General features: G+C 66.1%; 13 protein-coding genes. 2 read left to right on the top strand and 11 right to left on the bottom strand.

Translation table 11 applies throughout. From position 1 onward, the window contains the following. Window positions 1–71: 71 nt before the first annotated feature. The 10 genes from ODI_RS06425 to gspG form a co-directional block, all read right to left on the bottom strand. Window positions 72–3,836, bottom strand: coding sequence for a two-partner secretion domain-containing protein (locus tag ODI_RS06425; RefSeq protein WP_067759233.1), 3,765 nt, complete (start codon window positions 3,834–3,836; stop codon window positions 72–74). A gap of 118 nt (window positions 3,837–3,954) precedes the next feature. Then, window positions 3,955–5,118: a substrate-binding domain-containing protein gene (locus ODI_RS06420; RefSeq protein ID WP_074046856.1), complete on the bottom strand. Its 1,164-nt coding sequence runs from the start codon at window positions 5,116–5,118 to the stop codon at window positions 3,955–3,957. 116 nt (window positions 5,119–5,234) lie between these two features. Further along, window positions 5,235–6,374: a substrate-binding domain-containing protein gene (locus tag ODI_RS06415; RefSeq protein ID WP_082985500.1), complete on the bottom strand. Its 1,140-nt coding sequence runs from the start codon at window positions 6,372–6,374 to the stop codon at window positions 5,235–5,237. Between the two features lie 335 nt (window positions 6,375–6,709). Beyond that, window positions 6,710–7,912 carry a type II secretion system inner membrane protein GspF gene (gspF, locus tag ODI_RS06410; RefSeq protein ID WP_067759235.1) on the bottom strand — a complete coding sequence of 401 codons (1,203 nt, stop codon included), beginning with the start codon at window positions 7,910–7,912 and terminating at the stop codon, window positions 6,710–6,712. A gap of 20 nt (window positions 7,913–7,932) precedes the next feature. Continuing rightward, complete coding sequence (gene gspE / locus ODI_RS06405; RefSeq protein ID WP_067759237.1) at window positions 7,933–9,381, bottom strand: type II secretion system ATPase GspE; 1,449 nt, start codon at window positions 9,379–9,381, stop codon at window positions 7,933–7,935. A 2-nt stretch (window positions 9,382–9,383) separates the two neighbouring features. Then, window positions 9,384–12,260: a type II secretion system secretin GspD gene (gene gspD / locus ODI_RS06400; protein ID WP_408635909.1), complete on the bottom strand. Its 2,877-nt coding sequence runs from the start codon at window positions 12,258–12,260 to the stop codon at window positions 9,384–9,386. After that, the gene (gene gspM, locus ODI_RS06395; protein ID WP_067759239.1) at window positions 12,261–12,905 is read right to left on the bottom strand and encodes a type II secretion system protein GspM; all 645 of its coding nucleotides are present in this window, start codon (window positions 12,903–12,905) and stop codon (window positions 12,261–12,263) included. It lies immediately after the preceding gene. Next, window positions 12,902–14,167 (bottom strand): type II secretion system protein GspL, encoded by a 1,266-nt coding sequence (gene gspL, locus ODI_RS06390; protein ID WP_067759241.1) that lies wholly within the window; start codon window positions 14,165–14,167, stop codon window positions 12,902–12,904. Before gspL ends, gspM begins: the two co-directional genes overlap by 4 nt. Next, a complete protein-coding gene (gspK, locus tag ODI_RS06385) occupies window positions 14,164–15,210 on the bottom strand; it encodes a type II secretion system minor pseudopilin GspK (RefSeq protein WP_067759243.1) in 1,047 nt (348 codons plus the stop codon). Before gspK ends, gspL begins: the two co-directional genes overlap by 4 nt. A 16-nt stretch (window positions 15,211–15,226) precedes the next feature. Further along, window positions 15,227–15,688: a type II secretion system major pseudopilin GspG gene (gspG, locus tag ODI_RS06380; RefSeq protein WP_269460529.1), complete on the bottom strand. Its 462-nt coding sequence runs from the start codon at window positions 15,686–15,688 to the stop codon at window positions 15,227–15,229. Between the two features lie 350 nt (window positions 15,689–16,038). On the opposite strand from gspG, the gene ODI_RS06375 reads away from it, so the two are divergent. Further along, window positions 16,039–17,730: a dihydroxyacetone kinase family protein gene (locus ODI_RS06375; RefSeq protein ID WP_067759249.1), complete on the top strand. Its 1,692-nt coding sequence runs from the start codon at window positions 16,039–16,041 to the stop codon at window positions 17,728–17,730. A gap of 74 nt (window positions 17,731–17,804) precedes the next feature. Here the strand turns inward: ODI_RS06375 and ODI_RS06370 are convergent, their stop codons facing one another. Further along, window positions 17,805–18,404, bottom strand: a complete 600-nt coding sequence (locus tag ODI_RS06370; RefSeq protein WP_067759251.1) for a nitroreductase family protein — start codon at window positions 18,402–18,404, stop codon at window positions 17,805–17,807. 264 nt (window positions 18,405–18,668) lie between these two features. Between ODI_RS06370 and ODI_RS06365 the strand changes: the two genes are divergently transcribed. Beyond that, window positions 18,669–19,496, top strand: coding sequence for a class I SAM-dependent methyltransferase (locus tag ODI_RS06365; RefSeq protein ID WP_173719645.1), 828 nt, complete (start codon window positions 18,669–18,671; stop codon window positions 19,494–19,496). Window positions 19,497–19,563 lie beyond the last annotated feature (67 nt).

The raw sequence follows: 19,563 nt of genomic DNA, 5'->3' as shown, positions 1-19,563 counted from the left end.
ACGCTTGCGCCGCCCCGCTGGCCAACCGTGCGAGCAGCCTGATCAACAAGATACTCGGGAGGCAGCCAGGATTACAGGAATTCCTGTGTCACAGCCTCGCCGGCCTGCCCGCCCTGCCAGACAGGCCGGGTAGCTGCCAATTGTGTTCCCGGCGTGACCACCAGACCGTGATGGCCACGCACCTGGTATTGCGCGAAACCTGACTGGAACAGTTCAGGCGCCAGCTGCGTCAGGCCAGACACTTTGACCGGCCGAGACAGGACGCTGCCCGCCTGCAAACGCAAGCCCGCCCCGAAGGTGATGTCCTGCGGTGCGATGCTGCCTGCGGCCAGCACGACTTGCGCGGGCTGGTTGATGGGGGACAAAGGCACCCCAGAGGGGAACACATCGGCAGAGACAGTCCAACCAATTGGTGCCGACCTGGGATTAATCACGAAAGTCGTCAGGACGGTCCCAGCCGGAATCGTCGGACCGGTCCCGAAATTTTGCATCCAGTTTCGGCCGTCAGCCGAAATGATGATGGGCAGGCTACCGTCAAAAACCGCAAATTCGGGCGGAAGCTTCCAGTCAGCCTCGACCGTGATTGTTCGTCCCGAAGCGGGAAGAATGCTTACCCCGCTCGTGGCAGACAACGCCATGCCAGGCAACAAAGTCCAGGAGTCGTAGCGATGCTCTACCGGCAGCACCTCTCCTGCACGAATGATGAAATCTTCCGCTGTGATGACATCCACAGGTAAAGCCTGCCCGACCCGGACCAGATTGCCCGAATCCAGCACCTCGCCACCAATGACCACCGCGCTACGCGACTCGATGTCGAGCGTTCCAGACCGGTTGCCTCCCAAGGCCCGAATATCACCATCGAGCGTCAACGTTGCTGCGTCCGGGCCATCCAGCAAGCCAGCGCCCAGGCGGACAGAACCGCCACCGCCAAGCTGGATTGCGCCCTTGGCATTCACCACCGCCCCGGCCGATGCGTCAATGAGGCTGCCGTCCGACAGGCTGACGTCATGAGTGCTGCGCAGGACAATCGAGCCGCCATCGATGTACGGCATGGCGTGAAATGCCGCGGCATGCTCGTTCGCCTGCAGGCCCCGAACGTCCAGCGTGGCTCCCTTTCCGATAAACACACCCGGCTGCACGGAGGACGAGACTGGCAGCGCGACATCCTGCACGGGCGTATCGGCCAGCAAGGTCGGTTGCGCCAGTACATTGCCCAGGAGGATGCGCCCTGAACGCGCTACCAGGTCGGCCCCGACATCCACGCGGGAGGCATGCAGCGCGATCTCGCCCCCGGGCGCAACGGAAACCGATTCCGCCACGGTTACTGCATCCTTGGCCGCGACACGAAGCGCTCCTAATTGCGCGGTGTTCAGCCAGCCGGTATCCAGCACCAGTTTTCCTGCACGCGTCGGCGCCACCGCCTCATCCAAAGTCAGCACTTCCGCCTCTGGACCACCGGACTCGCCAAGATGCACCTGCTCAGCCAACGCGGACAAGCGATAGCGCAACAAACCTTCTTTCGGGTAGTAGTGCGGGATATATTCGCCAACGATCAATTGTCCTCGACGCGCCACGGCCGCCTGCGACTGGTACAAACCGTCCAGGCTGGCCTGCGCCGCCTGCGTCTGGCGCGCACCTTGGTAGACATCGCTGACGATCTCGCCCTCGAGCAGGGCACTGGTCGTGCCGATGACAAGCCGCCCTGCGTCCCGCCCGACGGTGTAGCCCGCTTCCTGACGCTGCGTGGGCGCCATCATTGCATCGTAATAGCGGCGCGTCTGGCCCCAGCGGGTCGAGTGAACTTCGTAGCCCCGATAAATGCCTTGGTACAGCAGGTCAGCGGGCGCCCGGTCCGCAACGTAAAGTCTTCCGTCCGCGCCACGCAACCAGGTCTGGCGCAGTGCGCCATCCTGCACGTCCAGCGTGCCACCTGACAGATTGATGCCGGAGCCCGCGCGGGTTACCACATCCGCGCCCGCAAAGCTGACGGTGCCCCCCTGCGCCATCCACTCGCCCACGGTCCGGCCACTGGTCGCAAGGTAACCGCTGACTTCAAGCAAGCCGCCCGCGGTGTACCAACGATCCGTGTCGTAACCCTGGGTGCCAGCCGGAACATAGACAAGAGAGCGCCTGTCGAGCCAGATGTCCGAGCTGTTCAGGTTTCCACCGTCCCGGTTGATGGGCGCATCTCGCTGCTCATTACCCTGGGCATTGATGCGCAGGTTATTGGCCTCCATGGCCACTCGGACGCCCATGGCCCCGGCGACGTCCAGCTGGGCGCCCGCCCCCAGCAAGGCTCGCTTGGCCGCCTGCACCACGATCTGGCCGCCCGTCGCCAAGGTCAGGGAGCCTTCCGCATCAGCGGTATTACCCTGGAATTCGACCGTGTTGTCACTGGTGATTTCGATGCGGGACAGGTCGCGGAAATCATTCAAGGCATAAGGTGCGTCGGCATCGCCGCCCGTGCTCGGATTTGCCCGGCCTGCTTCGCGTTGACTGTCGAAGGCAGTGCTGGCGCTGTCATCCAGCACCACCGCGGTGACGCTGCCGGGCGCCAGGGTTACCCGGCCCTGGCCATCGCTGGCCGACACAGGGTTCAACAGGTGCACGGTGCCTCGCACCGACGTGGACGTGGTGGCGATGACGACACCGACCTGCACTACTTCACGTCCCGTCAGTGTGATGTCGCCGGTGGCGGCCTGGATCAGGCCCGCATTGGTGACACGGCCCACGCCGCTGGCGGCGTCCGCCAGATGGGCGGCGGACGACGCGGGCGTCACAACATTGCCGCGCGTGGTGGAAAGCGGGTTGCCATCCGTGCCATAACCCCTGGCAATGACGAAATTTTCACCCGCAGCCAGAAGTGCCTGGCCATTGGGCGTGGAAATGGCGCCCGCGTTGACAACCTGCTGCCCAGCCAACAGCACATATCCCCCTCCCTCCGTCGCTGAGGTCGGCACAGGGGTATTCAGGCGGGCTCCCGCCCGGACCTCAATATTGCCTAGCGCCTCTTTGAAAGTGGGCGTCGTGCCGTTGGAATAAATGCCGCGAGCCAGAAACTGCGCGTCCAGTTCGGCGTCCGGCTTGGCCGCCGCAGCCACCAAATTTCGGACGTCGACCTGACTCGTGCCGCTGAAGACCACACCGTTCTGGTTCACCACCATCACCGTGCCGGCGGCCTGAATCCTGCCCTGAATCTGACTGGGCGCGGCGCTGGCACCCACGACCTTGTTCAGCACGGCGTCCGTGGCCTGCTGGTCGAACTTCAGCGTGGTGTTGCGGCCAACGTTGAAGGTTTCCCAGTTCAGGATTGCGCGATCTGCGTTCTGCTTGATAGCCACCGTGCGGCCATCGGCCGACACCACGGGACCATCCGCCCCCACCCATCCCGCCTTGGCACCCGTGGCGACCTCAAGACCGCCCGCCACCAGGCCATCGGGCACTGAGGGCGGCGCCTGGTACGCCAGCGCGCGCGCAGCTTCCTGTGACGCTTGCTGCGCGGCGATGGCATTGGCCGTGCGATTCAGGTTGGCGATGGACTTGGTCAGTTGTTGGCGCGCCTCCCTCTGCTGGCGCGCCGCCGAAGGCGTTGCCATCCCCTGGACGGGACCTCTCTGCTGGGCGCGTGCCTGGGCGCCTGCCTGGGCACCCGCCGCGAACCAGTTTCCTGTGGCGTGAGCGGGAACCACCGAGGACCCAACAAAAAACAGGGACGCGATCGCGGCAGCCAAGGGCGTGGCCCGGATTCGCGCTCGCGCTTGGACGGTACTAAGCCGGAAGAGAGGCAGGCTACGGATTTGGGTGTGCTTCACAATGCGCTCCAGATTGCGGGTCATCAGTAAGACGAAACCAACCTCTCGAAAGCGACACTGTGCCGGATGAAGATTTCAACTAAGTGGAGGTTGAAATAAAACCGACACACATCCTCAACCCATCGCCGCCTTCGAATAAGCACTACGGTGACTTCCGCCCCTTATTGCTACAGGTAACAGCATTGCCAATGGCGAGCTCACTTGTTGGAGTCAGAAAGGCCATATTGATGGCATTTTTCCAGGCTGCAAACAAGGGAAGAGCCTGATGCTCCCGCAGCAGTTGATCTGAGGCCAAGATGCCTGCCAACAGCGCTGCAACGGCCTCGGCTGTGCTTTCGTCCTCATAACATTGCCCTATAGTCAAATTACCGTAGCCCATCACGGGATAGGCACCCGGAACAGGAGGAAATGAGAACTCAGGGGACCACGCCAGAGGATGTTCCCACTGGGGCGGAGACGGCGGCGACGAGGTTACGTGCGCTTGCATCAAGGTCGTGCTCAACAAGGAAGGAAGAACACCCCGTACACGAGCCACCTGGGCATTGTCGTTAACGTCCACATGGGAGGCCGCAACATATCCCAAGCGCCCCTGAGCTTGTTTGGTCACGAGCGCCATGTTGCGCCCTCCATGAACGCCTATCCAATTTGCCCTAATGCCTCCTACGTTACTCATGACCTGAGCGAAGTTGTTAGATACCTGAAAATTTTGGGCACATTGAGACGAGAGAAACCTGGCCATGATTTCCGTCGTCCCGCTTTCGTCAATTCGATATACCAAATCAATCGTCCCGGAGGCACCGGAGACCAGTTGACTCCAATTCGTGATGTTTCCCGAAAAAATGGCGCATATCTGTGCGTCAGTAAGATTCAAGTCACTTATTCCAGAATTTCGATAGGGAAATGTCACCGTTGCGACCATGTATGGAACCTGCACTACAGGACCAAAATCAGCCACCAATGAGGCAAAGCCATTGTTATATCTATGGTTATATTCATCGAGCTGAGAAATAGTCAACTTGCTTTCACTGCTTGAGTAAGCGACCAGCACCTTTGGCACATAGACAGGGAACCCTCCTATCGTGAGATTATCGGAATCATTCTCCAGATAAGCCTGCTTTCCTTTTCCGCTGCCGATCCCTACATACTCAGCGTCGATGTCAGTTTCGGAGAAGAATTCCTCGAAAAATCCCTGTGAAGCGGTGGATCCTCCTCCGACCAATGGTTGGGCGTTCGCTTGGAATACCAAAAACATGCTTGCAATACATAGCGCAAGGACACACCGCTTCCCGAAAATCAGTACCAACATAATGATGAAATCCTAAAAAAAAGGAAAAAACCGGCCGAGATTTCCTCGGCCGGCTGCATGACACATCAAGGGAATGTCAGTGAACTACTGATCCCGTCACCCCTTCTTTCACGACATCAGGGACGGCCGTTCGTGCCGCAGGCAGTCGCGTTACCGATGCCCAGCGGGCTGGTAGCGTCGAGGAACGTGCTGTCGATGACAGTGTTCCACGCCGACGACAGCTTGATGAAGTTGTGCTGATCGATCAGGTTGGCGGTGGCTTCGCTGTTCAGCGCGTTGATGCGAGCGACGAACGCCTTGACGTTGGCTTCCACGGTGCTGTTCGTGTAGCACTGGTTCACCAGCAGGTTCGTCGTGCCGAAGATCGGGTAACCCGAGGCCGGCAGTTCATAGGCAGGAACCCAAGCCAGCGGGTTCGCACGGTCGGCCACGTCCGGCGGCGTGGGCAGCGCGGCTTGGATGGCGGAAGCCAAGGGCTGGGCGCCGTTGATCGAAGCCACTTGGGCCGGGTTCGAACCCGTGAACACGGGGTCCGGGCTCAGGTAGCCAATGCGCGCATTGACGTTGGCCAGGTAGGCAGCTTGGCCCATGGCACCGCTGCCGCTCACGCCGATCCAGTGCGAGGGAATGGCGCCGATCGCACCCGAGACGACCGTCGAGAACTGGTTCGACACCTGGAAGCCCCAGCCTTCGCAAGCTTGGCTCAGGTAGTTGGCCAGCAGTTCGGTGGTGCCGCTGCCGTCAGTACGGTAGACCACGACCACTTGGTTCGTGTCGCCGTTGCCCAGGACTTCGCCCCAGGTTTGGTCCGGCACGCCGAACACTTGGCAGACTTGCTCATCGCTCAGGTCCAGGCCCGTGGCCGGGGCGCTGGCCAGACGATAGGGCAGCAGAACGGGCGTGGCGAAGGCCGGAACCTGGATGACCGGGCCCCAGTTGCCGCCGCTGGTGGCGGCGTAGGTATTCAGGTTGCCTTGGGTCAGGGCCGAGTCGCTACCGGCGTAGTGCGCGGAGCCGATGGCATTGAACAGCGATCCGTTGTTGGTGACGAAAGCCGTCTTGCCGGTGCCACTACCCGTGCCGACGTAGGGAGCGAACTGGGTCGAGAATTCGGTGCTGATCAGGTCGGAATAGAAACCTTGGGGCAGCGTAGCACCGCCCCCCACCACGGTTTGAGCCGACGCCGCAGCACCGACCATCGACAGGCCAGCCAGCACGACGGCGGCGACCGACTTCTTCAGATTGAAAGCGTTCACGGAATTTCTCCTTGGCACTACGTTGAGAAAAATCTGGGATTAACTCGAGCCGCAAACGGATTAAGTGTGAGAGGCCTTGATCCGTTTACGACTGCCGTCTCGCTGACGGCCAGAGCATCTTCTCAACCGATGGTGACAATCTACAGACTAATGTCGCGGGACATTTTCCTTAAGGAGCGTGAAAAATCGCCCGGATAATCACTCAATAATGACAACTGAATTAATCAAGCCCCGGGACATTCATTAACTGTCATACGCGGAAGAAAATCCATCGCGGGAAATGCGAGCCCAAACATGAAAACTCACGCCTCCCCCTCCCAGAACCCGCGCCAGCCCTACACCAGCGTGTTCATCTCGATGATCGGCATCAGCACCGCCAGCACGATGGTGAGCACCACGCCGCCCATGATCAGGATCATCAGCGGCTCCAGCAGCGCCGTCATCGCCATCGCGCGGCGCTCGATGTCCCGGGACAATGTGGCGGAGGATCGCTCCAGCATCGCCGACAAAGTCCCGGTACTTTCGCCACTCGCGATGAGGTGGATGAGGAGCGGCGGAAAACTTTTTTGTAACTTCAGCGCCGCGCCCAGCGAGACGCCCTCGCGCACACGGCCGGTCGCGTCATCGACCGCGGCGCGCAGGCTGTCGTTGCCCAGCGTTTGGCGCGCCGCATCCAGCGCGCGCAGGAGCGGCACGCCGGCATCGGTGAGGATTGCCAGCGTGGAGGCGAAGCGCGCGGTGTTCACGCCCAGCGTGAAGCGGCCGATGAGCGGCAAGCCCAGCACACGGCGGTGCCAGGCAAGACGGGCCGCGGGATCGCGCAGCCACATGCGCCACAGCCAGTACGCACCCACCAGCAACAAGGCCGTCAGCCAGCCCCAGTTGCGCACGAAGTCGCTGGCGGTGAGCATCGCAATGGTGAGGCCAGGAAGATCCTGGCGCGCCTGGCTGAAGGCGCTGACGACCTGCGGCACGACGTAGCCCAGCAGGAAGATGACGATGCAGACGGACACCACGCCGACGATGGCGGGATAGATGAAGGCCGTGAGCACCTTGCCGCGCAAGGCGTTGCACTCTTCGATGTAGTCGGCAAGGCGCTCCATGACGCGCGCCAGGTCGCCGGAGTCTTCGCCAGCCGAGATCAGCGCCCGATAGATCTCGGGGAAGTCGCGGGGCCGCGCGGCCAGCGCGTCGGTCAGGCGCGTGCCGCTGCGCACGTCGGCGCGCACGGCATTGAAGGTGTCAGCGATGTGCTTCTTTTCCGCCTGGTCGATGGTGGCGGTCAGCGCGGCTTCCAGCGGCAGGCGCGCGGCCAGCAGGCTGGCCAGCTGGCGCGTGGCCCAGGCCAGGTCACTGTCGGACAGGCGCGGGCTGAAAGCGCTGCCGCCCGCGCCGGCCTTGCGACGCTCGGCCAATGCGATGGGAAACAGGCCTTTGCCGCGCAGGGCGGCACGCGCCGCACGTTCGCTGTCCGCGTCGATGGAACCCTGTTCGATCTTTCCGCCCGCGTCCGAGGCTTCGTATTGGAACGTGGCCATGCGGCCCTCCCCTGTCGGTCCTAGGCGTCGCGCGTGACGCGCACGATTTCCTCGGGCGTGGTGGCGCCGCTTTCCACCCAGCGGCGGCCGTCGTCGCGCATGGTGTGCATGCCATGCGCCACCGCGGCTTCGCGCAGCGCCTGTTCGCCACGCCCTTCATGGATGAGGCGGCGGATGTGGTCGTCGACGACGAAGAGTTCGTGGATGCCGGTGCGGCCGCTGTAGCCCACGTGATTGCAGTGCTCGCAGCCTACGGCGTGATAGACGGTGCTGCCATCGGGCAACAGCTCGGCGCGGCGGCAGTGCGGGCACAGCCGCCGCACCAGGCGCTGGGCCAGCACGCCCAACAGCGACGAGGCCAGCAGGAAAGGCTCCACGCCCATGTCGGTCAGGCGCGTGACGGCCGAGACGGAGTCGTTGGTGTGCAAGGTGGCCAGCACCAGGTGGCCGGTGAGCGAAGCCTGCACGGCGATCTGCGCGGTTTCCAGGTCGCGGATCTCGCCGATCATGATGACGTCCGGATCCTGGCGCAGGATGGCACGCAAGGCCAGCGCGAAAGTCATGTCGATCTTGGCGTTGACCTGGATCTGGCTGATGCCGGGCAGGTCGTATTCCACCGGATCTTCCACGGTCAGGATGTTGCTGGTGCTGGCGTCCAGGCGGGCCAGCGCGGCGTACAGCGTGGTGGTCTTGCCGCTGCCGGTGGGGCCGGTGACCAGCACGATGCCGTGCGGTTGATGCACCAGGCGGTCCAGCGGCTGCAGCACGCCGGGGGCCATGCCCAGTCTTTCCAGTTGCAGGCGGCCGGCCTCCTTGTCGAGCAGGCGCAGCACCGCGCGTTCGCCGTGGCCGGTGGGCACGGTGGACACGCGGATGTCGATGGGCCGGCCCGCCACGCGCAACGCGATGCGTCCGTCCTGGGGCAGGCGTTTCTCTGCGATGTCCAGGTGCGCCATGATCTTGATGCGCGAGATCAGCGCGCCGTGCAGCGCCTTGCGGGGGCTGACGACATCACGCAGCGTGCCGTCCACGCGATAGCGCACGACCGAGTGCGTTTCGAAAGGCTCGATGTGGATGTCGCTGGCGCCGTCGCGGGCGGCCTGGGTGAAGAGCGCGTTGATCATGCGGATGACCGGCGCGTCGTCCTGGGCATCCAGCAGGTCGGTGACCTCGGGCATGTCCTGCATGAGCCGGTCGAGGTCGATGTCGTTTTCCGCGGCGCCCACCACCGAGGCGGCATCGCCCGCGTCCGCATAGGTGCGCGCCAGCAGCGTGTCCATTTCCGCCTCGCTCAGGCGCGAGAGCGGCAGCGGCACGTCATCGCCCAGGCGGCGCTGCACTTCCGCGATGGCCCAGCCGGGCGTCAGCGGGCTGACGGCCAGGCCCAGCGTGTCTGCCTCGGCGCGCAGCACCAGCCGCTGCGCCTTGGCCCAGGCATACGGCAGCTTGGCGGCCAGCGGCGCGCCCATGGTCACTGCCCCACCGAGATCGCGGGCCGGTAGCCCAGCTCGCGCAGCACCTGCACGGCGGCATCCGTTGCCGCGGGATCGCGTGACACATCGGTGCGCACGACATAGCCCATGCCGCCGGGCCCGGCCATCGTGTAGGCCTTCAGGCCGCTGATGCGCACGCGCTGGGCGATCTGCTCGGCGGCGGACTGGCTTTGCACATCGGCAATCTGCAGCACGTTGGTATCGGTGCGCGTGTGGCCGTAGAAGGCATCCGGGTCGGAGGCAATGGTGAGCCCCGTGGGCAGGCGCGTGCGGACCGTCTCGCCGGGCGCGGCATTGTCGGCGGGCGTGGGTTGCTGGCGCAACGCCGAGGACTGCGTGACGGGCGGCGGCGCCTGGCGCTGCGTGTCCTCCCAGGACCCGGGGCGCAGGTCATAGGCCTGCTCGCCCGCCGCCTGCGGCACGCCGGGGGGCGGCAGGATGGGCGCGTTCATGTCGGGCAGCGCCCAGTGCCTGCCGGGCTGGACGGCGGCCTGCGTGCGGCGCATGAAGTTGTAGCGGTCTTGCGTGAGGCCGGCGCCCGCCTGGGCATCGCGCACCACGTAGGGGCGCAGGAAAACCATGAGGTTGGTCTTCACGCGCTGGCGCGAGTCGTAACGGAACAGGGCGCCCAGCACGGGCAGCGAGCCCAGCAAGGGCACGGCATCGGTGGTGGTGCTGACGCTGTCTTCCAGCAGGCCGCCCAGGACCATGATCTGGCCGTCGTCCAGCAGCACCGAGGTGTCGATGGCGCGCTTGTTGGTGACCACGCCCGCTTCGTTGCTGAGGTTGTTGTCGATGCTGCTGACTTCCTGATAGATGTCCAGCTTGACCGTGCCGCCTTCGGATATCTGCGGCCGGATGTTGAGCTTCAGGCCGATGTCCTCGCGCTGGATGGTCTGGAAGGGATTGTTGCTGCCGCCGCTGCCCGAGGTGACGTATTGCCCTGACACGAAAGGCACGGTCTTGCCCACCATGATGCTGGCGGGCTCGTTGTCCAGGGTCAGCAGGTTGGGCGTGGACAGGATGTTGGCGCCGCCCTTGGTCTGCAAGGCGCGGGCCAGCACTTTCAGGTTCAGGATCTCGCCCACGCCGGGCAGGTTGACGGTGCCGTCGATGATGCCGATGTTCATGCCCCGCGGCACGGCGTCGATGGTCGTGGCGGCGTTCACGTTCAGCCCGCTGCCGCTCAGGTTGGCACCGCCGAAATAGCGGCCGTTGCCTGCCATCCACTGGATGCCGAGTTCCGCCGAGTCGTTCTCTGTGACCTCGACGATGAGGCTTTCCACCAGCACCTGGGCGCGGCGCTGGTCCAGCAGGTCGATGACCTTGCGCAGGCTGCGATACATGGGGTCCGGCGCGGAGATGATCAGGGTGTTGGTGGACGCATCGGCCTGCACGGTGACGCCGCCCGCCGAGAACGCCGAGGAACTGCCCTGTCCGCCTATGCCCCCCTGGCCGTTCTGGCCAGACGCGCCGCCCATGCCTGTGCGGGCGATGCGCGTGTTGCTGCTCATGCCCGAACCGCTGCCGCTGGTGGAACCGCTGCCCGAGGCACTGGCGCCGTTGGCGGCCGATGACCCCGACGCGCTGCCCGTGCCGCTGTTCATGCCGCCGCCGCCCAAGGCCGCGCGCACGGACTCGTCGCTGCCCCCACCCATGCTCCCCTGCCCACCGCTCTCGCCCGTCAGCAGGCCGCGCAGCACGTCGGCCAGGTGCAGGGCCTGGGCATTGCGCAGATAGACCACGTGCAGATTGCCCGGGTCGCTCTGGACGTTGTCGAGCTTGATGATGAGGTCGCGCGCCAGTTGCGTGCGGGCCGGGCTGCTGGCGCGCACCACCACGGAATTCGAGCGCGGATCGGCCACCACCACGATGCGCTGGGTGGGGTCGTTGCTTTGTGCGTCGAGCAGGTCGGCGGCCATGGCGGCGATGTCCAGCGCGATGCCGTTATGGATCTTGATGACGTCGGTGTCCAGCGCCGTCGGCGTGTCGATGGACGCGATGATCTGGGCGATGCGCGCCAGGTTCTCCGCGTAATCAGTAACCACCAGCGTGTTGTTGCCGGGATAGGCCGTGACCGGATTGTTGGGCGGCACCATCGGACGGATCACGTTCACCAGGTTGGTGGCGTTCTCGTAGCTGAGCCGGAAGGTGCGCGTGGCAAGACCGCCTCCCCCGGCAGGCGCGTCGGCGCCGAGCACCGTGCCGCCGATGAGCTTGGCATCGGCCTCGGGCACGACGCGGGTCAGCCCTTCGGACTCGACGATCGCGAAGCCCTGCATGCGCAGCGAGCCCTGCAGCATCTGCAGCGCCACGCCAGCCGGCACGGGCTGCTCGGACACCAGCGTAAGCTGGCCTTTCACGCGCGGGTCGACCAGGAAATTGCGGCCGGTGAAGCGGGCCAGCACGCGCAGGACGGTGGGAATGTCCGCGTCGACGAAATTCAGCGTGACGGTTTCGTCGTTGCCGGCGCCGCCTGGACGCGCCGCCGCGGCCGGCATGGGCGCGGCCGGAGGCCGGACGGCCGACCGCGACGCGCCCGACGTGGGACGGATGACCGGTCCCGGCGGCACTGGCGACGACGCACGCTCGGCCGTGGGCGTCGCACGGCCAGGCTCGGCCTGGCCACGGCGCGTTGCGGGCGGCGAGCGCAGATCCACGGGCTCGGCCTGCGCCTGGACGAGCGGGTCGGCGGGCGGCACGCCCGCCGCGGAAGGCTTGCGCGTGACGTCGTCCTGGCCGGGCGCCGCGCAGCCCAGCACGCTCAGGCACAAGCACACGGCGCTGGCCACGCGGGTGCGGCGCAGGAGACGGGCGCGCCGGTCAGCGCGGCCTTGCGTGGGGTGCTGCTTCATCTAGGGTGAATCCTTGGAAGGAAGGGACGCTGGCAATGCGAGGCGCACGTCGCCGCGCACGCGTCCCGCCAGGGCACGGACATCGATGTCGGTGTCCGGCGGCAACAGCTCAGCGGATTGGGTCAGGGACACGCCGCTCACCGCCAGGCCCAGCTCGGCGGGCGCCTGGAACAGCCAGGCCATGACGGCACCTGCCTCGGCGTCATCGAAACGCACGCGCCAGGCTGGCGCATCGGCAGCAGTCTCTTCGTCGGCCACCAGGGTATAGGCGCCCGGTGCCACGGCATCCAGGCTCCGGGCCAGGCGCGCGGGCAACTCGCCCGGCGCGGGGAGGACAGGTGTCACGGGCACGGCTGCCTCATCGAGCACGGCATCCAGCGCACTGGACTGCGACCGCAAGCGGGGCAGTTCCGTTTCCCAGTGATCGATGCGCTTGAGCGCCGGCTCGATGGCCAGCACCCAGCCGCCCACGACGACGACCAGCACCGCGCAAAAGAGCACCAGGCGCCGCTCGCGCGCGGCCAGTTGCGACCACTGCGCGCGCGCCTGCGCCGACCAGGCATCCATGCGCTTGCGCAGGACGGGCGGCCATCCCGGCCGCCGCAGTCCCAGGCCGGCCGGCCTGCTTGCTGCGGGGCGCGTCATGATCGTGTCCGGCCAGGCTGGCTGGGTTTGGCCTGCCGCACCGGCTGGCTGGCTGCCCCTTCGGAAGACGGCGCGCTGGCGCGCACGTGCCATCCGCTCTCCGCCGGTTCGACCGAGAGCCCCGCCTGGCGGGCCTTTTCGACCCAGGCGGGCGACGTCGGGCCATCTTGCACGGCGCCAGGCGTATCCAGGTCGAAAGTCAGTTGCCCATCGGCGTAGCGCAGGGTCTTCACCTGGCCATCGGCGAATGGACTGTGCAGCAGCGTCAAGCCTAGCAAGCCCGCGAACCCTTCTCGCGCAGCCGCGTTGGCGGCCTGCGTGCGCGCGTCCCGCTGCTGGCGCGCCTGCTGCAGGGGGTTCATGATGACGCCCAGATTCGGAAACGCGGCTTTCACGCGCGCATGCATGTCTTGCGTCATGGCTTGCCCGGCGGACGCGAGGCGATGGGCCTGGACGTTCAGGCCCACCACCCAGACCAACGCTGCGGCGATTCCCGCCGTGATCGGCCAGCGCCAGGCGCCTGGCGCCACGCCTCGGGATTGCGCGGCGCACGTCAGCGACCAGGCAGGCGAGGCAGCCAGCCACGCCTGCGCCGCGTCGATCTCGGAAGACGGCACATCCAGGGCGATGGGGCGGAAAGGTGGCACGCTGCCCACCCACGCGATGTGGGAAGGCGTGCCCTGCACGAGCAAGGGAGACAGTTCGTCGGCCTCCCACTCCGCTGCGCCAGGCAAGACACGCGCCCGCGGATAGACGAAGCCGGTGTCCATGCCGGTGCGGACGACGGCGTAGCCCTCTTCATTCAGGTGCACGGTCCAGCCGGCGTCCGGCACAGGCAAGGCGCAAGGGGCGGGAAGGAAACCGGAGACGGTGAGCTGGCAGCCGCGCAGGCAGGCTTCGGCCCGCTGCAAGGGTTCCCGCGCCGTCCAGGCCACGGGTACCTGGCCGTCTGGTGCGCGAGGGCCATGCGCCAGGATGACCTCGTCGGGATCGCCCAGCAGCAGGCCGTCCATGGCGCCGGCTAGGGCCGCGCGCAGCTTGGCAGCGGGCAACGGCGGCAAGGCGACGCTGGCCAGCACCGCGTCGTGGGGGTGCAGGATGGCTTGCACGCGCGCGCGAGGCCAGCGGACAGCCAATGCGCTCAGGGGAAAACGGCCGGCGGCCTGGAAGCCACCTCGGCCATCGCCTTGTGCCGCATCGACCTCGGCATCGGCGTCCAGCCGGCTGAGCCGGGGCAGGCGGATGCGCAGCAGGGTTTTCATGCACCCTCCCGCAGCCATACGACACGCGGGACAGCACGGGGGCTGCGCTGGCGCTGGATCAAGGCCTGCATGGGCACTGTGGCCTGATCCAACGTTGCGACGCTGGAGAGACGGAACCACTGGCTGAAGGCGCTCATGCGCACCCTGGATATCCCGATGTCCAGCCGCCGCAACCGGTTGACCAGATCGCCCCGGTTGCGGAACCACTGGCCCGCATCCCTTTCATCGGTGAGCGCTTGCGCCTGGGTCACGGTCAGATCGGGTATGGCGGCAGCCAGGACACGCGCCGGCGCGGTATTGATATTGATGGCGGTGTTGGCAGGCAGCACCGTGACATAGGGACGGAGGCTTTCCAGCACGCCCGCGCTCATGCCATCCAGGGGAAGCAGATCCTCCAGCACCCGGATCATGGGCGCCTGGGCCACTTCCGGCAGCGCGAGCGTGGCGCGCCCTTCCCGGCCATCGCCCCCTTCTGCGGCATCGTCTTCGGCCTCGGCGTCATCCCTTTCGGTCTCCTGGCTCTGGCCGCGCGGGTGGGCCATCACCACCCGCTGCACGATACGGCTGGCAAGCGCGGCGTCAATGCCAAGCTGCGCGCACAAGCGGCCGAACATCTCCACGTCCTCGGTGCTGACCTTGCCCTGCCGCACGACATTGCGCAAATTGAACTTGGCCTGCTCGTCATGCAGCCTGCCCGAGAACGTGCCGACCAGGCGCGGATTCTCGCTGCCGAAGCGGCTGCGCAGGATGGGCCTGGCCCAATCACCCCCCAGGTGCGTGACCGGACCGCGCTGCGCATCGGCCTGCAGCACGCCGCGCGCCCAGTCCAGCCCGCCACGCAGGAGCCAATGCGCCTGTCCCCGCGCCTGCTCGGCCTGCACGGAACGCAGCAAGGTGGCCTGGCGTTGCGTCAGGCTGGCAGCCACCACGGTGACGAACGCCACGATGAGCAACGCGCTGATGACGGCCATGCCTTCCTGGCGGCGCGCCACCGCGACGCCCCCCGTCAGGGACGGCGCGGCGCGAAGCGGGCATTGCTGCATGATTGGAACCCCAGCCTCAGAGTTGCCAGGAGCCGATGTCGGCATCCACGCCCTCGCCGCCCGGCTTGCCATCGGCCCCGAAGGAGAACACGTCGATCTCGCCGTTGGCGCCGGGATTCAGGTATTGATAGGGATTGCCCCAGGGGTCGTCGGGCAGGCGCTCGAGATACGAACGCGCGGCGGCGCCCGAGGCACCGGCAGGCGGCTTGACCAGGGCGTCCAGGCCTTGCTCGCTGGTGGGATAGCGCGAGTTGTCCAGGCGGTAGAGCTTCAGGGCCTGCATCAGCGCGGAGATGTCCTGGCGGGCGGCCACCACGCGCGCCTGGTCGGGACGATCCAGCAACCGGGGCACGACCAGGCTGGCCAGGATGCCCATGATGACGACCACGACCATGATCTCGATCAGCGTGAAACCGCGCTGGAACCGGGACGGGCGGGACTGGCGGGGCATGGCGGGGAAAGGACGACGTGAGGCCATTGCGGGGTCCGCTCCGTTGAGGTGACACAGATAAGCTACCGGTTGCGATGTTCGCAACGGCATGTGTCAGCGACATGGAGAATGTCCCGGGACATCGGCGGGCCTGGCTGGGGCCAGCGTGTTGCCCCATCAGCCGACGAAAGCGCCCACAAGCCGCATGACCATTGGCGCCGTGGCCTCTCCCGCCGGATCGGCGGTGAATGTCGAGGCACACCACGGACGCGACGAGTCCCGGGACATTCCGACTGAACGGCCGGAAAGAAAGACGCCATACTTCCCCTTCGAACCCCTGCGGTGGCATGCTGGCAGGCTACGGTTCCTCCGCCCTCATCCGTCATACAGGAGCACGCATGAAGAAGCTGATCAACGACCCTCGGCACGTGGTACGAGAGATGCTGGAGGGTCTGGTCGACACCCACGAACACCTGGCCTTGATGGACGGCGAGAACGTCGTCCTGCGCGCGGAGCCGCGCTCGTCCGCACAGCGCCGGGTAGCCGTGCTGTCGGGCGGCGGCAGCGGGCACGAGCCCGCGCACGCGGGCTACGTGGGCCAGGGCATGCTGAGCGCTGCCATCGCGGGCGATGTCTTCACCTCCCCCAGCGTCGACGCCGTGCTGAGCGCCATTCTTGCGGCCTCGGGCCCCGAGGGCGCGTTGCTGGTCGTGAAGAACTACACCGGAGACCGCCTGAATTTCGGGATGGCCGCGGAGCTTGCCCGCGAGAAAGGCATTCCTGTCGAGGTCGTCGTCGTCGCCGACGACGTCTCCCTGCGCGAACTCGTTCCCGCCGATCGCCGCCGCGGCATCGCAGGGACGGTATTCGTGCACAAGATCGCGGGTGCGGCAGCCGAGCAAGGCTTGCCGCTTGCGGAGGTCGCCGCTGTCGCGGCCCGTGCCGCCGCAGCGCTGGGCTCCATGGGCGTGGGCCTGGGCGCGTGCACGGTTCCCGCCGCGGGCACGCCCAGCTTCACGCTGGGCGACACGGAAATCGAATACGGCCTGGGCATCCACGGCGAGAAGGGCGTCGGCCGTCGGCAGATCCAATCCGCGGATACGATCGTGGACGACATCCTGGCCCATATCCTTCCCGAGCTGCCTGCGGATACGCGGCGGGTTGCCGTGCTCGTCAACGGACTGGGGGGCACGCCGCCCATGGAGTTGCAGATCATCGCGCGTCACGCCTTGGCCGCGTTGCGCAACCAAGGCCTGGTGCCTGAGCGTGCATGGGTCGGCAATTTCATGACCGCGTTGGAAATGCCGGGCTGCTCGCTGACGGTGCTGGCGGTCGACGATGCCCTGCTGTCCCTGCTCGACGCGCCCACCCAGGCGCCTGCATGGCCCGCATCAGGCCGCATTCCCGGCACGCGCACTGCGGCGCCCGCACCGGCGGGCGTGGCCGAGACGCCAGCGCCCGTGCCTGCCGGTCCGCTGGCTGAAGCCTTGCGGCGTGTGGCGCTGGGCGCTGCCGACACGATCATCGCCGCCGAGCCGGAGCTCACGGATCTCGACAGCCAGGCCGGAGACGGCGACCTGGGCGCCAGCATGGCGCGCGGCGCCCAAGCCCTGCGCGCCCTGCCCGGCCACGCCTTCCATGCCCCCGACGTGTTCCTCGCGTCGCTCAGCCAAGCCATGCGCCGGGCGATTGCCGGCAGTTCCGGCCCGTTCTATGCGATTGCCCTGCTGCGCGCCAGCCGCGAGCTGGCGGGTGTCGCCACGCCCACGCCGGCGCAGTGGCAAGGCGCCTTTGCTGCCGCCATCGACGCGATCATGCAGATGGGTGGCGCCAAGCCCGGCGATCGCACCATGATCGATGCACTCGCTCCCGCGGCCCGCGCCTGGCATGACGCGCTGACAGCCGGCCAGCACGGCCTCCAGGCATTCGACGCCGCGTTGCAGGCGGCCCGCCACGGCGCGGACGAGACCACCCGCATGAAACCTCGCCTGGGCCGCGCCAGTTACCTGGGCGACCGCGCCGTGGGCATTCCCGACGGCGGCGCGGTCGCCGTGGTGCGCTGGCTGGAAGGCATCCGCGCAGGGCTGTGAATCCCTTTGGCGCTTGCATGAAAAAACGCCTGGCACTTTCGTGCCAGGCGTTTTTTCATGGTGCTGCCAGCCGATCAGCCGGCCACGCGGAAACGCTCGGCGTCGTCCATGAAAGCCTTGTCGCCAAACGGCGCTTCGTTCGAGCCGAAGGGCATCTGGGCGCGCAGCTTCCACGACGCGGGGATGTTCCACTCGCGCGCCACGGCGTTGTCGATCAGGGGGTTGTAATGCTGCAGGCTGGCGCCCACGCCAGCGACGGCCAACGTCGACCACACCGACAGCTGGGCCATGCCGCCTGCCTGTTCCGACCAGACCGGGAAGTTGTCGGCGTACAGCGCGAATTGCTCCTGCAGCTTCTTCACGACGTCCTGGTCTTCGAAGAACAGCACGGTGCCCACGCCAGCGGCAAAGCTCTTCAGCTTGGCTTCGGTCTTCTCGAATCCCTCTGCCGGCGCGACCTTGCGGACCTCATCGGTCGCCAGCGACCACAGCTTGTCGCTTTCGGCGCCGAACAGCACCAGCGCGCGCGAGCTTTGCGAATTGAACGACGAGGGGCTGTGCTTGATGGCGTCCTGGATCAGCGCAACCAGCGCATCCTTGGATTGCGTGACATTGCGGCCCAGCGCGTATTGGGTGCGGCGCTGCTTCAGGGCGTCGAGGTATGCGTTGCTCATGGCGTCATATGCCTTACAGAGGAATGTGGGTGGGAGATGTCGTGGGAAAAATTCTACCCAGCAGCCCCTGACACCGCCATGGATCGGAGATCAAAAAAGGGGGGGTCAGCCGGAACAGATTGTCCCATTAAAAACGCCAATGCATGTCCATATAGCCGTAAAACAGGACGTTGCCGCCTATGGCCTAATGATTTCGGCATCCCCCAAATGAGGATGATATTCATTTCTGCTTTAATGTACTGGTCGATATCCCCCGCTGCGCCCATGCCACCCGCCTCTTCTCCCCCGCTGTCCGCCGTCCCTTCCACCCTGCGCATTCCACTCGCCGCGCGTGCCCTGGGCGGCACGCTGTTTCCCCAGCTGGAAGTCGGCGACACCCACGCTTCCCGCCTGCTGCAGGCAATGGGAGACGATGGCCAGCAATGGTTGCAAGACAGGCAAAGCACCTATGGCGTGCTGGCGCGCACCCTGTGTTTCCGGGATCATGCCCTCGCCTTTCTGGCCCGCCACCCGTCGGCGCACGTGGCCAATCTGGGTTGCGGCCTGAGCCATTACCTGCAATGGCTGGACAACGGCCAACTGCGCATGACCGACGCCGACCTGCCGGAAGTCATGGCATTGCGCCGGCAACTCCTGCCAGCCCAATCGCCACGCCATGTGCAGACCGAGCTGGACCTGAGCGACCCGCGATGGTGGGATGCGCTGGGACTGCCCGCCACCCGGGACGAGCCGCCGGTCTTTCTTTTCAGCGAAGGCGTCTTCATGTATCTCACGCCCTCCACCGTGCATGCCATCCTGGCGACCTTCGGAAAACGCGCGCCAGCGGGATCGGCGCTGTGCTTCGACGCCATGTGCTGGCTGGCGATGGGCCGCGCGAAGCACCACACGTCGGTGCGCAAGACACACGCCGAGTTCCAATGGGGACCGAGGAAGCTGGCAGACCTGACGCGCCCGCATCCGCGCCTGCGACTGCGCAACAGCGATGGCGTCATGGCGGGATACAACCTGTTCTACCGCTTGCTGGAACCTGCCTTCCGCACACTGGCCGGCGTGCCGTTCTATGCGGTCCATGCGCTGGAGGCAAAAGCGTGAGCCGTCGGCGGATTGATAGAATGGGATCACCCTTTCCCAAGCCCCCCAGCCGCTGACAGACCCTCCG

The organism is Orrella dioscoreae (genome assembly GCF_900089455.2).
Classification (GTDB): domain Bacteria; phylum Pseudomonadota; class Gammaproteobacteria; order Burkholderiales; family Burkholderiaceae_B; genus Orrella; species Orrella dioscoreae.
The sequence above is the reverse complement of the archived record's forward strand: the minus strand, read 5'-3'. Positions and strand labels throughout refer to the sequence as shown.

Excerpts from the sequence above, each read along its gene's own strand:
- ODI_RS06425 (WP_067759233.1), bottom strand. The coding sequence starts at position 3,836 with ATGACCCGCAATCTGGAGCGCATTGTGAAGCACACCCAAATCCGTAGC.
- ODI_RS06420 (WP_074046856.1), bottom strand. The coding sequence starts at position 5,118 with ATGTTGGTACTGATTTTCGGGAAGCGGTGTGTCCTTGCGCTATGTATT.
- gspF (WP_067759235.1), bottom strand. The coding sequence starts at position 7,912 with ATGGCCACGTTCCAATACGAAGCCTCGGACGCGGGCGGAAAGATCGAA.
- gspE (WP_067759237.1), bottom strand. The coding sequence starts at position 9,381 with ATGGGCGCGCCGCTGGCCGCCAAGCTGCCGTATGCCTGGGCCAAGGCG.
- gspD (WP_408635909.1), bottom strand. The coding sequence starts at position 12,260 with ATGAAGCAGCACCCCACGCAAGGCCGCGCTGACCGGCGCGCCCGTCTC.
- gspM (WP_067759239.1), bottom strand. The coding sequence starts at position 12,905 with ATGACGCGCCCCGCAGCAAGCAGGCCGGCCGGCCTGGGACTGCGGCGG.
- gspL (WP_067759241.1), bottom strand. The coding sequence starts at position 14,167 with ATGAAAACCCTGCTGCGCATCCGCCTGCCCCGGCTCAGCCGGCTGGAC.
- gspK (WP_067759243.1), bottom strand. The coding sequence starts at position 15,210 with ATGCAGCAATGCCCGCTTCGCGCCGCGCCGTCCCTGACGGGGGGCGTC.
- gspG (WP_269460529.1), bottom strand. The coding sequence starts at position 15,688 with ATGGCCTCACGTCGTCCTTTCCCCGCCATGCCCCGCCAGTCCCGCCCG.
- ODI_RS06375 (WP_067759249.1), top strand. The coding sequence starts at position 16,039 with ATGAAGAAGCTGATCAACGACCCTCGGCACGTGGTACGAGAGATGCTG.
- ODI_RS06370 (WP_067759251.1), bottom strand. The coding sequence starts at position 18,404 with ATGAGCAACGCATACCTCGACGCCCTGAAGCAGCGCCGCACCCAATAC.
- ODI_RS06365 (WP_173719645.1), top strand. The coding sequence starts at position 18,669 with ATGCCACCCGCCTCTTCTCCCCCGCTGTCCGCCGTCCCTTCCACCCTG.